At 35.9% G+C, this 15,136-nt stretch carries 12 protein-coding genes and 2 pseudogenes; 6 read left to right on the top strand and 8 right to left on the bottom strand.

Annotated features, from left to right (window positions below; genetic code table 11):
• Positions 1–6: 6 nt before the first annotated feature.
• The 5 genes from ccmE to NNJ73_RS08685 form a co-directional block, all read right to left on the bottom strand.
• Complete coding sequence (gene ccmE / locus NNJ73_RS08705; protein WP_254493714.1) at positions 7–486, bottom strand: cytochrome c maturation protein CcmE; 480 nt, start codon at positions 484–486, stop codon at positions 7–9.
• Between the two features lie 268 nt (positions 487–754).
• Complete coding sequence (locus NNJ73_RS08700; protein ID WP_254493713.1) at positions 755–1,531, bottom strand: tetratricopeptide repeat protein; 777 nt, start codon at positions 1,529–1,531, stop codon at positions 755–757.
• Between the two features lie 266 nt (positions 1,532–1,797).
• Positions 1,798–3,216: an ATP-binding protein gene (locus NNJ73_RS08695; protein ID WP_254493712.1), complete on the bottom strand. Its 1,419-nt coding sequence runs from the start codon at positions 3,214–3,216 to the stop codon at positions 1,798–1,800.
• Positions 3,213–3,881 carry a response regulator transcription factor gene (locus NNJ73_RS08690; RefSeq protein WP_254493711.1) on the bottom strand — a complete coding sequence of 223 codons (669 nt, stop codon included), beginning with the start codon at positions 3,879–3,881 and terminating at the stop codon, positions 3,213–3,215. The genes NNJ73_RS08695 and NNJ73_RS08690 overlap by 4 nt, the downstream gene beginning before the upstream one ends.
• An 18-nt stretch (positions 3,882–3,899) precedes the next feature.
• Complete coding sequence (locus NNJ73_RS08685; RefSeq protein WP_254493710.1) at positions 3,900–4,136, bottom strand: hypothetical protein; 237 nt, start codon at positions 4,134–4,136, stop codon at positions 3,900–3,902.
• A 347-nt stretch (positions 4,137–4,483) separates the two neighbouring features.
• On the opposite strand from NNJ73_RS08685, the gene NNJ73_RS08680 reads away from it, so the two are divergent.
• The 5 genes from NNJ73_RS08680 to NNJ73_RS08660 all read left to right on the top strand — a co-directional run bounded on the left by NNJ73_RS08680 (position 4,484) and on the right by NNJ73_RS08660 (position 10,367).
• Entirely contained in the window at positions 4,484–6,634 is a 2,151-nt protein-coding gene (locus NNJ73_RS08680) for a transglycosylase domain-containing protein (RefSeq protein WP_254493709.1), read from the top strand.
• 17 nt (positions 6,635–6,651) lie between these two features.
• Positions 6,652–7,248: a DUF1214 domain-containing protein gene (locus tag NNJ73_RS08675; protein WP_254493823.1), complete on the top strand. Its 597-nt coding sequence runs from the start codon at positions 6,652–6,654 to the stop codon at positions 7,246–7,248.
• Entirely contained in the window at positions 7,241–7,780 is a 540-nt protein-coding gene (locus NNJ73_RS08670) for a hypothetical protein (RefSeq protein ID WP_254493708.1), read from the top strand. The genes NNJ73_RS08675 and NNJ73_RS08670 overlap by 8 nt, the downstream gene beginning before the upstream one ends.
• A 644-nt stretch (positions 7,781–8,424) precedes the next feature.
• Positions 8,425–9,225 (top strand): DUF1499 domain-containing protein, encoded by an 801-nt coding sequence (locus tag NNJ73_RS08665; RefSeq protein ID WP_254493707.1) that lies wholly within the window; start codon positions 8,425–8,427, stop codon positions 9,223–9,225.
• Positions 9,226–10,196: 971 nt separating this feature from the next.
• Positions 10,197–10,367 (top strand): hypothetical protein, encoded by a 171-nt coding sequence (locus tag NNJ73_RS08660; protein WP_254493706.1) that lies wholly within the window; start codon positions 10,197–10,199, stop codon positions 10,365–10,367.
• 501 nt (positions 10,368–10,868) lie between these two features.
• On the opposite strand, the gene NNJ73_RS08655 is transcribed toward NNJ73_RS08660, so the two are convergent.
• Positions 10,869–11,462 (bottom strand): hypothetical protein, encoded by a 594-nt coding sequence (locus tag NNJ73_RS08655; protein ID WP_254493705.1) that lies wholly within the window; start codon positions 11,460–11,462, stop codon positions 10,869–10,871.
• A gap of 243 nt (positions 11,463–11,705) precedes the next feature.
• Between NNJ73_RS08655 and NNJ73_RS08650 the strand changes: the two genes are divergently transcribed.
• Positions 11,706–12,314: an ABC transporter transmembrane domain-containing protein gene (locus NNJ73_RS08650; RefSeq protein WP_254493704.1), complete on the top strand. Its 609-nt coding sequence runs from the start codon at positions 11,706–11,708 to the stop codon at positions 12,312–12,314.
• Here NNJ73_RS08650 and NNJ73_RS08645 read toward each other — a convergent pair.
• Both NNJ73_RS08645 and NNJ73_RS08640 read right to left on the bottom strand, forming a co-directional pair.
• Positions 12,282–13,256 (bottom strand): annotated as a pseudogene (locus tag NNJ73_RS08645) (portal protein); the annotation flags it as partial. The gene NNJ73_RS08650 and the pseudogene NNJ73_RS08645 sit on opposite strands and share 33 nt — an antisense overlap.
• Positions 13,241–13,540, bottom strand: a pseudogene (locus NNJ73_RS08640) (PBSX family phage terminase large subunit); the annotation flags it as partial. The pseudogenes NNJ73_RS08640 and NNJ73_RS08645, both read right to left, overlap by 16 nt.
• Positions 13,541–15,136 lie beyond the last annotated feature (1,596 nt).

Below are 15,136 nucleotides of genomic sequence, written 5' to 3'. Positions count from 1 at the left end.
ATCGAATTATTTCTCCATACTGTAATATTTTTTCAAGCGATCAGCGGTTTCTCTAGGCATATAAGTTTCATCATGTTTTGCTAAAATACGCGTTCCTATAAAAAAACCCTGTTTATCGAAATGCCCTTCTACAATTACCCCCTGACCTTCACGAAAAAGATCCGGTAAGGTACCATTGAAAATCACTTTTTCATGTTTTGTGTTATCCGTTACAAAAAAAATAACGCTACTCTCTCCAATATATTCAACTGTCCCCTTTTCAACAAAACCGCCCAAACGCAAAGGGCGCTCGGTCAAAATATCTTCTCTTGTAATTTCAGAGGGCATTCTAAAAAAACTGACTGCATGACGCATTGCATACACGATGAGACTTGCTGCAATTGCCATAACCAAACAACACAATAAAATGATCAGTAAGCGCTTTTTTTTTCGCTGCTTTAAAATAAGTTTCAACGAAGCAGAGTTCTTTAAAGATTGATTGTTCATAGACACTCTACAAAAAAATTTTAAACACGTTCTATAAGCATCCATATTTTATTTTTTTAAGAGCTTTGCACATCTTTTCTATAGGTGCAACTTTTTATCTAATACCTCACCTTTGCCAACATGCTTATCAATATTTTTCTTCCTTTTTTAGTTTTTACACCAATTTTTATTTACTCTATAACAACTTGTGCTGGGCTCTTGGCATTCTTCATTTCTGCTCTTCAACCTCCTTCATCTATCCCTTCCTCTTCCAGAATGATCACTTCTCTTATCTTTCTAATTGACGACGATCACTTTTCTTTGTTGATTCACTTGATGAATCACGTAACTGAATCATCATTTTTTCAACCCGTGAGCGTCCTGCAAAATTTTTAGGCATTGTATCAAGAAAGCTTTGTAAAAACTGCACTGCCTGCGCCGTTTTTCCGGCTTGATGAAATGCATCGGCCAACAAGAGGCGCGGATAAAAATCTGTTGGCGCTAAATCTGCTGCTTTTTGAAAAGCTCTTTGTGCCTCTTGTGTTATCACTCCCCCTTCATAACCAACCAATGCTAAACCATATCCTACAAGCCTTGGTGCTGTTTCTCCATTCAAACGAAGGGCATCTAAATAAGTATTCACAGCTTCTTGAAAATGGCTTTCTTCGAGATACCCTACCGCTAACGCATCGGCTAACTTGCCATCATGAGGAGAGCGAAAAAAAAGCGCTTGCAGACGAACAAGCTTTTCTTGCTTACTGAGAAGTTTAGGATTCTTAGCCATTAATTCGCTAAAAAAATAACTTTTTACTTCTGGATTACCCGTTAGCCCATAGATACTCCAAGTCATAAGAAGAACAAACAAAACACTAAGCGTTTTAAGAATATTTCTTTTTTTAGAATGCCTATAAAACTTATAAGACTCAACTGTATTCATCTGACTTCTATAACCATCCATGGTCTGAACTTGCCATTTTTTCTTTACTTCATCATCAAAATCTAGTGAAAGAAAAAGAATAATTGCCAGAACAGTGAGAAAAAATGCTGCAAAAATGAAGAAGAGCATATCATTTTTTTCCAATACAAACAGAAGATAACTCGCTTACCTTTACCCTCTTCATGAGAAGAGTAATGTGAAATGATAAAAATTTATCTTTTTATGAAGAACATCATAAAATCTATCTTTCATTTCTCTCAATAGATCAAACAAGGCTTTATTTTCATAGTTTGATTATAAATACGAATCTTCTGAAATGCTTCCCTCCTTTTTTGTATTGTCTAAATATTTCTTTACAAAGTTTATAGACATTTTCTGCTTAAGGAGAAAATATATTATTCTCCCATTTTGGGTAATAAAACTTTTGTACACAGCCCCCCCAAGACAGAACGCGATAAAAAGAGAGTGCCACCATATTCATTGACCATATCTGAAACAATTGCTAACCCTAAACCTGTCCCCGGTTTACTTTCGTCAAACCGCCGCCCTCTTTTTAACGCTTCATCAATTTTATCTTCTGTTAAACCAGGACCATCATCTTCAACAAAGATACTAAAATATTTTTCTTCTTCAAGGTTTTCTTCTAAACAACAAGAGATCAACACCTTTGCGCGAGACCACTGAGTAGCATTTTCAATCAAATTCCCTATAATTTCTTCTAAATCTTCCTTTTCTCCAGAAAAAACAATATCATCAATATCCATAATAAATTCAATTTGTTTGTCAGGATTAAGCTTTTTCATCACCCGCACTAAACGATCAACCACACTGCGAACAGATGTATGATAGACAATACTATCACATTGTGCGGCAATCCGCGCCCGCTGAAGATAACGATTGATTTGAGCTTGCATGATTTGCGTTTGCTCTCTCAACAAAAAAGCCTTTTTTCCAGGCATCTTATCTGTCTCATTCATAATCACGGACAGAGGTGTCTTCAATGAATGTGCGAGATTACCAACCTGTGTGCGAAATCGATCAATAATACGCTGATTATTCTTAATGAGAGCATTCATCTCTTGGGCAAGCGGCATGATTTCGCTAACGAAATCAGTATTCACATAGTGAACTCTTCCTTCTCGTATATCATTCAATGTGCGTCGAATAAGCTTCAACGGTTGAAAACTAAAGAAAATAAGCGCAATATTAATCAGAACACTCCCAATGCCAAAACTCCAAAGAAAAACTTGCAAAGTTCGCTTAAATTCCTTTACTTGAGCGTGCGCTTCATCAATGTTCCCAACAAGCCGAAAGCGTGCAATATGATTTTTATTATCAAGAACAACATCACTCTCAATCACTTGGAGCTTTTGACCATTCTTTCCCTTTATCCGATAAGAGCGAAAGAATTTATTGTCAAAAGGTATATCGAGATCGCTGGGTGTAAAGATCTCTCCTGTTCCCAATGAGGGGGAGGTCAATCTTCCTTTTAAATTATGGGATATCGCAACAACTTCCCAATACCATCCCGTTGTTGGATCAGCATAACGAATGTCATCAATTCCAGATCCTCCTTTCAAAGTGCCGTCCGAATCTACCGTCACTGTTGCAATCAAACTGTAAAGTTGAGCAGAAAGAATACGCTCTAGACTCTCTTCAGTTGAACGCTTATAAAATAAAATACTCACTGCAGAAATCGATAAAAGAGAAATAACAACCCATAGAGTTGATAGGATCATAACACGTAAACTGAGCGATCGCGTAATGACAAAAAAGAATTTCTGAAACCAATTATCCTCTTTTAAAACATTCATTCATCACCTAGCGTTTTCACGCGATATCCCATTCCTCGAATAGTCTCAATCAAATCCACGCCAAGCTTCTTGCGTAACCGCCCGACAAAAACTTCCACCGTATTCGAATCCTTATCAAAATCCTGATCATAAAGATGCTCGGTCAGCTCTGTTCTTGAAATGACCCTATCACAATGATGCATGAGATAGGACAGAAGTCTGAATTCATAAGATGTTAGTTTAATCAATTGACCATCCACAAAAACACGAGAGGTCTTCGTATCCAATAAAACATTTCCGCAACATAAGGCGCTTGTTGCATGTCCTGTCGCACGACGAATGAGTGCCCGCAAGCGCGCCATCAATTCCTCCAAATGAAATGGCTTCACAACATAATCGTCAGCCCCTGCATCAATACCGCATACCTTATCAGACCAACGATCTCGTGCCGTTAGAATTAAAACAGGCATGGTGTGCCCTTCTTGACGCCATTTTTCAACAACACGAATACCATCAATCTGCGGTAAACCTATATCAAGTATCACCGCGTCATAAGACTCTGTACTCCCTAAAAAATAAGCCTCTTCACCATCGAAAGCACTATCGGAAACATATCCTGCACGTTTTACAGCTTCTGCCAATTGATGATTGAGATTTCGATCATCTTCGGCAATTAAAATACGCATGACAATATCTACCAAATGCTAATTGGCGGGAACCACAACCTCAACGCGTCGCAACTTTTCACCATTATGGGCTGGGATAACAACCACAATTGCACACATATCCCTTCCATCCTCAACAACCAGTTTTGAACGGACGAGAACCCCCTTCTCCTGAGTTGCAACCTTTTTACCCACCTCAGTACAACCAGCAGCCATAACAGAATCGGCTCCTAAAAAAGATGCTATTATCACGAACAAGAAAATTTTTTTCATCATAGATATTTCAATAACCTATCTTCTTAATCTTCTGATAAGATACAAGAAATAATGTTTTTTTTCAGGTCAATTTAAAAACCAAAAATGAAAAATAATTTATCCTCTGTCTTACAGAATAACGTATTAATATTACTCCAAATTTTTAAAAATTCAAAATAAAATATTTTTAATAATGACAATAAAGTTTATTGGATAAAATAATAAAATCTTAATACACAGTCTTAAAAGAAATGAATAATTCTCCAATAAATTCTTTCTCTGTATCACTATAGAAAAAAAATACTTCTACTCCATATAATTTTTATAGATTTGTTTGGTTGTATTGCTTTGCCATAGGCTCTTTTTAAATGTTTAAATTTTTTAAAAAAAAGAAAGGACAACAGCATAAGCCATTTCACAGCCCTACGCTTATCGAATTAGATGCACGATTAGATACAGCGCTTTATCGCATTCGTTCTGCAAACAGTTTTTTCTGGAAAAAGGCAAAAATCATCTCACAAAATTTTCATCTTCAAGGATGGAAACGCTTTATCGTTGAAGTTTTCGATGAAATACTCACATTAGGGTTGATAGGCTTTACTCTTTTTACCATTTTTGGCATTTCTGTTTTTGAACTAACCAAAACAGATTGGTCTTCTCCACAAAATTTTTCCATTCTTTTTCTCGATCGCTATGGAAATTCCATTGGTCATCGTGGTGCACTGCCGGCGATCTCTGTCCCCGTTGAAGAAATGCCTGACACCGTTATTAAAGCGGTTCTCGCTACAGAAGACCGTCGTTTTTTCGATCATTGGGGCATTGATTTTCAAGGACTTACACGGGCAATTTCACAAAATATGCACGCTAAAGGCGTGGTGCAAGGTGGTTCAACTCTTACACAACAATTGGCAAAAAATTTATTCTTAACAAATGAACGCACGATAACACGTAAAATCAAAGAAGCTTATCTTGCTCTTTGGTTAGAGGCAAATTTTAGCAAAAAACAGATTTTGCAACTTTATCTTGACCGTGTCTATATGGGAGGAAATAATTTTGGTATTGCAGCAGCAGCAAAATTTTATTTTGGAAAAAACATACGTCATATTTCTTTAAATGAATCGGCGATGTTAGCAGGGCTCTTTAAAGCGCCAACCAAATACGCTCCTCATAGTCATCTCTTTGCGGCTCAAACACGTGCCAATGTTGTCCTTTCTAATCTTGTTAACAGCGGCTTCATGACGGAGAGCCAGATTATCAACGCACATCGCCATCCTGCTCGGGCACTTCCCCAAATAGACAATAATCAGCCTGACTATTTTCTTGATTGGGTATTCGAGGAAGTCAAAAAAATGCGTGATCAACTTCCAAGTCATCGTTTAATTATTCAAACAACCCTTGATCCAGAACTTCAAAAAGTAGCAGAAGAATCAATTGCCTATCATTTACATCAATATGGTCAACAATATCGCGTAACACAAGCCGCCACTGTTATACTTGACAATAACGGTGCTGTATGTGCAATTGTTGGAGGAGTGGATTATAAAAAGAGTCAATTTAACAGAGCAACACAAGGCGGACGGCAAACTGGGTCTTCATTTAAACCTTATGTTTACGCAACCGCACTGGAACACGGTCTTTCACCTTCAACAATTGTTTTAGATGCCCCTATCAATTGGGGCGGTTGGACACCTAAAAATAATTCTGGTCGTTATCTGGGAAAAATTGATTTGGCAACGGCTTTAGCCTTTTCCATTAACACAGTTCCTGTTTACCTCACCTATCAATATCTTCACCGCGATACAAAACCCATTATAGATCTTATCAAGAGTATGGGGATCAACGCGCATATTTTATCACACAAAACGATGGTTCTTGGTACTTCCAACATGACCCCCATGGATCAAGCAACGGGCTTTAATGTCTTTGCGAATGGTGGAATAGCTGGTAATCGTCATGGATTCACACAAATCAGAACACTCGATGGTCATTTAGTGTGGGATTTCGAGCATAACGGAAAAAAACTACACCGAGTTCTCAGCAGTCAATCAGCGGCTTATATAAACCAAATGATGGTGGGCGTCACAACACGAGGATCCGGTAAGCGTGCTGCTCTACCCATGACACTTGTTGCTGGAAAAACTGGAACATCACAATCCTATCGCGATGCTTGGTTTGTGGGCTTTACGGGTAATTATACTGGCGCAGTATGGATGGGAAATGATAACTTTTCACCCATGAATCGTGCTTTTGGGGGAGGCGTTCCTGCCATGATATGGCATCGCATCATGCTCGCTGCACACCAAAATATCATGCTCAAACAGCTCTACGGTGTTAAAGATTCTCTGCTTCCTTATCAGCCTCAAACACCCTCCTCCCATACAGATTCTGAATTTTTTTCCCCAATACCCTCTACGCTTTCTCCTGAAACATTGAACATCGTGCGCTTGATTAATAAAGATCTGAAAAAATCCTCTACATTCTCTTTAAAAATGAAAACAACTGGAGATTCAACATTTTGAATTCAAAATATTCACTGATACTTTTTAATATAACCATTTTCTTTTTTATCTTCACTTTTTCCATTTTATGTGGAACACTGAGTGTCGGCTATGTGCTCAATTCCTTTCCTCATTTTGGACGCTTTACAATTGGAAAATGGGGTGCTTACCCACAAGTAGGCACCACCAATATGGATCCTTACACCCGCGCCCGCACTGCCAAACAAGGCATTGTTTCACTCGGACGCACTGAAGGTATTCAATTCCAGATTTGGCAAGATAATCAAGGGCGCCCACTCCACCCTCACTGTCATTATTTGCTCAAAGGCACCATCCCTGAAACCCGTCTTTTTACCCTTTATACAGCTGACAAATCCCTTAAACCCTATATTTCATCAAAAGAAATACCTTTTGAACTCCACACGAACGCTATTACTTATGAGCATGATGGCGAATTGCGTATCCATATTTCACCTACACCGCAAGCCGGCAATTGGCTTGCAACCATTAGTCAAAAAGAATTCGGGCTTATTCTCACCTTATACGACACCTCAATCATCTCCGCAACGGCATTAAAAAAGCTCACCATGCCCTCAATAGAACAAATCCCATCAGGACAAATAAATTGTGACTAGATTTATTCATACCGCACTGCTCGCCATCATTGGCGCTATTATCGTTCATATTTGCGTTCTCTTTCTGATCCCCACTTGGGCACAAAATAATATATGGACAAGCCTTAAAAAATCTGGAGCCCCTTATCAATTTGTTGATTTTACTCCCGATAATCCTATTCAACAATCTGCTGATCCGCTCTTTCTTCTTAAAGTCTGCAGATTTAATCTTGAAAATGGACCTGTTCATTTAAAGGCTTTGAAAACACAACAATTTTGGTCACTGGCAGCCTACACACACGACGGAATTATTTTTTACAGCCTTAATGACCGAACAGCCCCTGATGCGACACTCGACCTTATCATTGGAAAACCCATACAAATAATAGAACTCAAAAAGTCAAAACCTAAAATAAATGCTAATTCAGTTTTAGTTGCTAAAAATTTAAATGAAGGTTTTGTCATTTTACGTATTTTTGCCCCCTCTTCCCTTGCAAAAAAAGAAAGTGAAGCTTTTCTTTCATCAGCGACCTGCCACATATTTTATGAATAAAAATATCTTCACTTTTACAGCAACTTACTTTTTAGTAAAAACGAAACAAAACCTATCAAAGCAGTCATCTTTTTCCTCTATGAATCGAATATTCGAATTTAGATTTGTCTGATTTTGATCCCTCATTTTTTATTGAGTGAGATAAAGTATTTTCAATCTTCTCACAATAGCCCTTTATTGAAATACAACTCCGCCACACATGTATACCTACAGATGTATACAGAAAAAATCAGCCCATTGTTGATTATCAAATATGAGATAGAATGAAATCTCTGTTAAACACACTTATGTTATATTCGATAGGCACTATCCGATAAAAAACTGCACACAACTAGAGAAAAAAAGAAGGGTAAAGTTCTCAACAAATATACTGATACCAATAATAAAACTTGTTATTTGAGTTTATTGCTATTTATTGACAAACATTCTCCTAAAATTCAATCAATGATAGAATAAAGTGCTGTAAAAAACACTTATTCCCTTCAATGAAAGCCCTAAAACAATCGCCAAAAATTGATGAAATATCACGCATCCTTGATCTCAAAAATAAGTGCTTTACTTTTGTCTTATGAGCAAAAACTTTTGTAGGATATGTCATCTGAAGAAACTTTGCTTATAGTTTACAGTCGAGGGGAAAAAACTTTATGAAAAAGAGATATGTTCGGTTAATTTCAAGAGCAGCGGTATGGTCCCCTCGATTTGGAGGATTAGCGTTTTTTATTTTATTATTTTCGGTCATCTTACAACGTTTTTCCGTCATTCATGTAACCGACTTTATAATTTTAACCAGTATCTCTACTGGCTGTGTGATTATTTCTGTTTTTCTCGCTATTAAAGCACTTCATAGTTTGTGGGTCTATGGAGCTCTAGGGGGAATGAAAGCTTTAAAGGGAATACTTTATTCACTCATAACTGCAACACCATTGGTATTATTTTTTGGACTTTGGTTTACCTTACCTGCTCTCTACGATGTTTCTACCGATACACAAAGACCACCGGCTTTTTTTCGCACAATGCGCCCCAGTGATGCTTTACCACTCAAAAGTGTTTTGCTTGAACAAGAAACATTACAAAGGTCACAATGGCCAGAAATGTCGGGGCGCCGTTATAATGGCGCACCTGAACGCATTCGCGAATCCGTTCTCAATGTTTTGGCTGCGTATGATTGGCCTATTGTAGCGCAACGAGAATTTAAAGGCGAAGAAAATGAGATTTATATTGAAACGAGAGCTAAAACTTTTTACCTCGGTTTTATTTCAGACATCGTGATCCGCTTAACTGATGAAGGTGATACCACCTTTGTTGATATGCGTTCTGCTTCTCGTTATTTGCCAAGAGATTTGGGGACTAATGCTGCCTTTATTATCGATTTTATGGATGCCCTTGATACAGAAATCGCTTCACTTCCTCTCTCACCAGATGATAGTAACAATCAAGAGAGATAAAGCACTTTATTTCATAAAAATTGCTTACTTTTCAATGAATATGATACATAAGAAAATAATCTTTTTTTAAATCTATAAACTAACAATCCTTATACAAAAGACAATAATCTCAAAACGACCCATTCTTGAAATAATTAAAAAGATTTAAAAACAGCAAATAAAAAACAGAAATATTTATTATAATAATATTAAAGTCTCTGTCCAACTGTAATAAGTAAATATTTTTTAAAAGCTTAATAGTATTAAAATAATAAATAAATTATTATTCATATAAATAACGTAAACAAATAAAAAATGTCATAGTCAATAATATAATAAATATAATGAACAAAAATGTGCTTAACAAAATTTTTTCAAAATTTCTTTATTACTATAACCTTTAAATTTATAATGTAAAAACGCTGCATAGAAAAATATAAATAAATAACATGTATAATATAATTATTGAAAATAAAGCTTATTTAAGCTGATATAATATGAATATTATATATATGAAACATCTTATTTTAAAGTATATTTTATATAAAATAATTTATTATAATAAATAAAAATCATTTATCACGAGTAATTTTTTTAATTACATTATAATACATAAATTTAAATTATAATATAATTCTATATTATTTTAAAATTCCCATATATTCAATTAATAAATTTGCAGCATAATATAATATGAAAAACCTAATTGTTGTTAATATTGTTCTTTTTATACTCCAGATCTCACCTTTAAATCTATTGTAAAAAAACATGAAAAATCCATATATAAACGTTGCCAATAAGGAGCTAGTAAAAGTATTCATAACAAAAAAATCCAAAATAAAATATCTATTATCATAAACAAAAACATCCCTGAAATCAGTTGAGCCATAGCTTTAAAGATGTTTATAATATCACTGATCTCAGAAATATCTTTCTCGCTATTTTCTAAATAAATTAGAAACAGTGTTCCTCCACTTTATGGATGGCATTCATTGTATTTATCTGCTAAGGTGTCACCAGCTCCCGCTAATCCACCTCCTATTGCTCCATTGACAAAGCCAGAACCGACACTTCTCAGCCCAGAAAAAATACCTCCGACTGTACCAGCAATACCTCCTATTAAGCCTCCTACGAGGCCGCCTGCACCTGATGCTTGGGAATGAGCGTCTGCGCTACAATAATCTTCTTCTGGAAAAAGCCAACTTTTTGGTTGTGAGTTAAAACTTTAATCATCTGATGATGCATGCTATTTAGCAAAAAATCAAATATAATTTGTAAAAATATATAAATTATAATAAATAATAAAATAATGATAATAAAGTAATTCTATATTATTTTAAAATTCCTATATATTTAACTAATAAAATTCCAGAATAATATAATATAAAAAACCTAATTGTTGTTAATATTATCCTTTTTATACTCCAGATCTCACCTTTAAATTTATTGTAAAAAAACATGCAAAGTCCAAATCCAATTGCTGTTACTAAGGAACTAATAAAAGTATACATAACAAAGAATCCAAAATAAAATATCTATTATCATAAAAAAATATCCCTGAAATCAGTTTAGCCACAGCTTTAAAATATGTTTATAATATCACTGATCTCAGAAATATCTTTATCGTTATTTTCTAAATAAATTAAAAACAGTGTCCCTCCACTTTACGGATGACATTGTTTGTACTTATCCTTAAAACCGACAAGAGCTCCTCCTATTCCGCCTCCTACGACTCCTTCCGGACCAGCTAATGCACCAATTAATGCTCCTGGGATTGCCTTTATGGCTGCTGATTCGATATAATCGCTTACTTCACAACTTGGATTCGGATGGCATTCATTGTACTTATCTATCAAACCGTTAGCAGCTCCCAGTGATCCGCCTAATACTACACCTGGACCAGTTACGAAACTAGCTGCTGCTCCTATGCCTCCGTGTATGGCAGCTGCTTCAACATAATCGCTTACTTCACAACTTGGTGGCGTATGGCATGCATTGTATTTATCTGCAAAAGCGTCACCAGCTCCTGCTAGTCCACCTCCTATTGCTCCATTGACAAAGCCAGAACTGACACCTCCCGGTCCAGAAAAAATACCTCCGATTGCACTAGAAATACCTCCTATTAATTGTCCGATGATGCCGCCTTCACCTGTTGCTTGGGAATAAGCGCCTGCGCTACAATCATCTTCTTCTGGAAAAAGCCAACTGTGTGGTTGTGAGTTACTACTTGAATCATTTGATGAGCTTGAACTCCCCATTTTAATCCTCCTAATATCTATTTAAAAAACTGCATCACAATGATACAGTGGGAACTGTCATTATTATGCTGTTTAACGAATGTCAAATATAGTTTTAAAAAATATAAATATAAATAATAAATACATTATGTTTATATTATATTCTCACAAACTGTATATTTTAATTAAGCAATAATAATATTTACAATACTGTTAAAATATGCGACATCCATCGCTCTTTCTCTTAAACAAACATAAATTCAAATGAATCATACACAAGAAAAACCTGTAGCCTTCTCTTGGTTTACAAAAACAACAAAGAAATATATTTATTATGTCATCGAACTCAGTTGCGTTGCTATTGTTTTGCGTTTACTAGGCTTAGTAAACCCTTTTATTTTTCAAGCAATTATTGACCGCATTCTCCCTTTTCAGCGCCTTGAAAGTCTCTATGCTATCATTATCTTGATGGTTGCTATCATGCTGTTTAGCACTGCTCTTAGCACTCTATCAGGTTACCTAGGCACTTATTTAGCCAATCGGCTTACCCTAGAATTTGGACGGCGTATTTACACCCATCTTTTAAGCCTCTCCTTGTCTGGGTTACGTCATTGGAAAGTGGGGGAACTGTTTTCGCGTATTGGAGAAGTTGATACAATTCGCGGGTTTCTAACAGGAACCATCGCCACAACTGTCCTGAATGTTCTGTTTGCAATTATTTATCTTGCTGCACTCTTTTCCATTAGTCCGAAACTTACCTTTATTGTTCTTATCATTTTGCCCTTACAAATGGGCTCTTTGGCATCGGTTGGTCCCTTTTTACGCCGCCAATTACGCCGTACATTCCCAGCCAAGCTGCCCATCAGGCGCTAACGGTTTATCAGGCTTTGCTAAAAGACGCCGTCCCAAAAAAGCGCGTCTTACCACTTTTTTATGGAAACACACCCCTTGTAGTTGTAGTACGACCCTTTGAAGCTGTTCGAACTCTTGTTTGCTATAACTGCGCATCTGTCCTGTTTGAAGATCAGGCGCCTTGAAATAAGCTTCGTATTCAAACCAACGGCATTCAACAAGTGTAACATAGCGTTTTCCAGCAAATGACTCTGATGATGAAAGGGTATTGGAATCCTCATGATAGGCATCAAGTGATGCACGATACTCCTCACAAGCGGTTGTATCATCAATTGCCCAATCGGCATGAAGATCTTCAACTGCCACATCAGGAAAAAGACTTTTAGCATCCTCAATGGTTTTACGGTCAACATACCACATACGCTGCGCATCAATGAGATTGGGTCTTACGGCATTCGCATCCCATACCATTTTCAACGGATCTAAACGCTGGACAGCGGGAGTTCCTTCAGGATCTGTTTCATAATCAAGTCTGGTATCTGTCCAGCCCATGCCACAAATGATCATATCCTGAAAAGCATCGGAATCGGCATATTCCGCCTCTGCCTCATCACGAAACCATTCTGCTGCTCCGGTTAGCAATTCATTAGATATGGCTGCTCCCACTTGCCGTGGTTGAAACTGCACTTCACGCTTGTTGTTACGCTCTGCCCCAACAATTGCATTAACAAGGGGTGCAATGCGATTAAAGGTCATGACGGGGCGCCGCTGCGCCTTTAAAACCGCAAGATCTTCCTCTGCCCATTGACGACCATTATAAAAATCAAAATCTTCACGCGCCTGTTCACGCCATTCATTAACGTGTTCAATATCTTCCTTATACCAAGATTTTAAGCGCCTATAGAGTTCATATTCATCAAAACATGTCGTTTTTTTATAGTTATGACTTAGAATGCCATCCATGATGCCGCTTCTCTTTCCATAGTGCGATAACGTTCTTGTTGCGGTTTAATAAGTGGTGCTTCATAAACAATGCACATAAGACCAAAGGCATCCGCACCATGACTGGACCAATCATGCTCTGCCCCCAAACCAATGCCCCGCTTCTCATCCCATTTTTCATGATACCAACTGAGTGCCTTACGACCCGCTACTGTTGTCTCTTCATTAAACCAAACAGAGGGCAAGATACGGCGCACTGCCTCTATCCGCATTTTGACCGCACCTGCCCCTTGATTAGGGATCACATATTATATAAAAATATAAAAAAATCAATATATTATGTAAATAATTTTATATACACCCCCATCAGAATCCATCCTTTTATACGTGATTCATTTGACCATTTTTTATAAACAATTGCCATGTATGAATAGACCATAAAAAGCAAATCATGATGTAAATATTATAACGCATGTGTGCATTCAAATAAAATGAAAAGCAGTTATCATTTATAACAGTTCATAAATTTTATGATACGTTTTATCATTCACAAATCGCATTATTAAAAATTTAGTCGTTTGGAATTATCGATAACATAAAAAAGAATGATGTGTATTTTGCTCTTTTTTGAGCGAAACCTTAAAAGGAAAATAATCGTTTGAAACTTTTATAAGCTTATAGGTTTTAATTCATAAGGGGGCATAAAATATTTAAAGATAAGATCAGTTTTATAATCACGGTATTTTTTTACCGAGGTACGAAATAGCAGATATGAAATTCAAAACATTATATCTTATGATCAAAAGCCTTTTTATAACGTTGCAAGCGAGCTATCAACAAACGTTTTAAAAGTTATAGTTTAAAAGCACTGAGCCCAAATTTGGAGGCACCTATTGAAACAAAGATAAGCAAGCAAAATTCAAAATCGTTGTAATCTCAAAACATGGGATTTTACTCAATTTTTAGAAAAAACGGCATTGTTTAAAGAATGCTCTATTCTAAAGATAACGAGATCAAATTTGAGCTGGTTAATTTGCAAAGAAATTATATGTTTGAGTGCAAAATGAAAATACACTTATGAGAATCTCTTTAAGGGAATGTTTAAACGTTTGAAACATAAAATGAGATCTTTATAAGAAACGTTTAAAACCTCTTTTTATAACAGCTATAATTTAGTTATCATTTGCTCTTAAGAACGTTTCATTTACGAAAAAAAGAAGATCTAGATTTTATAGCAGAGCAAATCTTGAAATCTTTACATTCTATAAAAAAAGCATTTGTTTATTTGTCTTATGAAAAGCTACTTTTAAAAACCAACGCGCGTAAATGTAAAAATGGGTTTTGTTATAGACATTTCACTTAATACATATTTGCTTTTAATTGTCTTAATAAACCTACAAAGCATTTTAATACGTTTTTATTTTAGAATGTCAGTTATTTGAATTCACTCAACTCAATTTTGAGCTTAGTATTTTAAAACGTTTTAAAGAAGCATTGTGATTATGTGCTTCGTTTCAAATGAATCTCTTTAAAGAAAAGGCGTTATTCTTAATACGTTTGATAGTCATAAAAGCGTTTATAGGCTCTAAATTACTCTCTCATTCAAATAAGTGTTATCAAGATCATACCCATCATTTATGTTCCTTTTGATAAGTTTTCATAAAAACAATAAAGCGCTTGCAATATAATACGTTTTGTATATAGGCATTCATTGTTAATTTCGTTTGTATGAATTATTTGCACATACCTCTATTGAAAAGCCGCGTCGTATTAAGGCACGGCTTTCTTTTTGAATTCTCTCTTTTATGATACGTTTTAAACAATGCTTATAATGCATTTATAGCCATAAAGAAGGCACTCACATACTATTATTTGTTTTATTTCTCAATCTTTACAACCTC

The organism is Bartonella sp. B1099 (assembly GCF_944801835.1).
GTDB lineage: Bacteria > Pseudomonadota > Alphaproteobacteria > Rhizobiales > Rhizobiaceae > Bartonella.
This window is presented reverse-complemented; position numbering and strand designations above follow the sequence as displayed.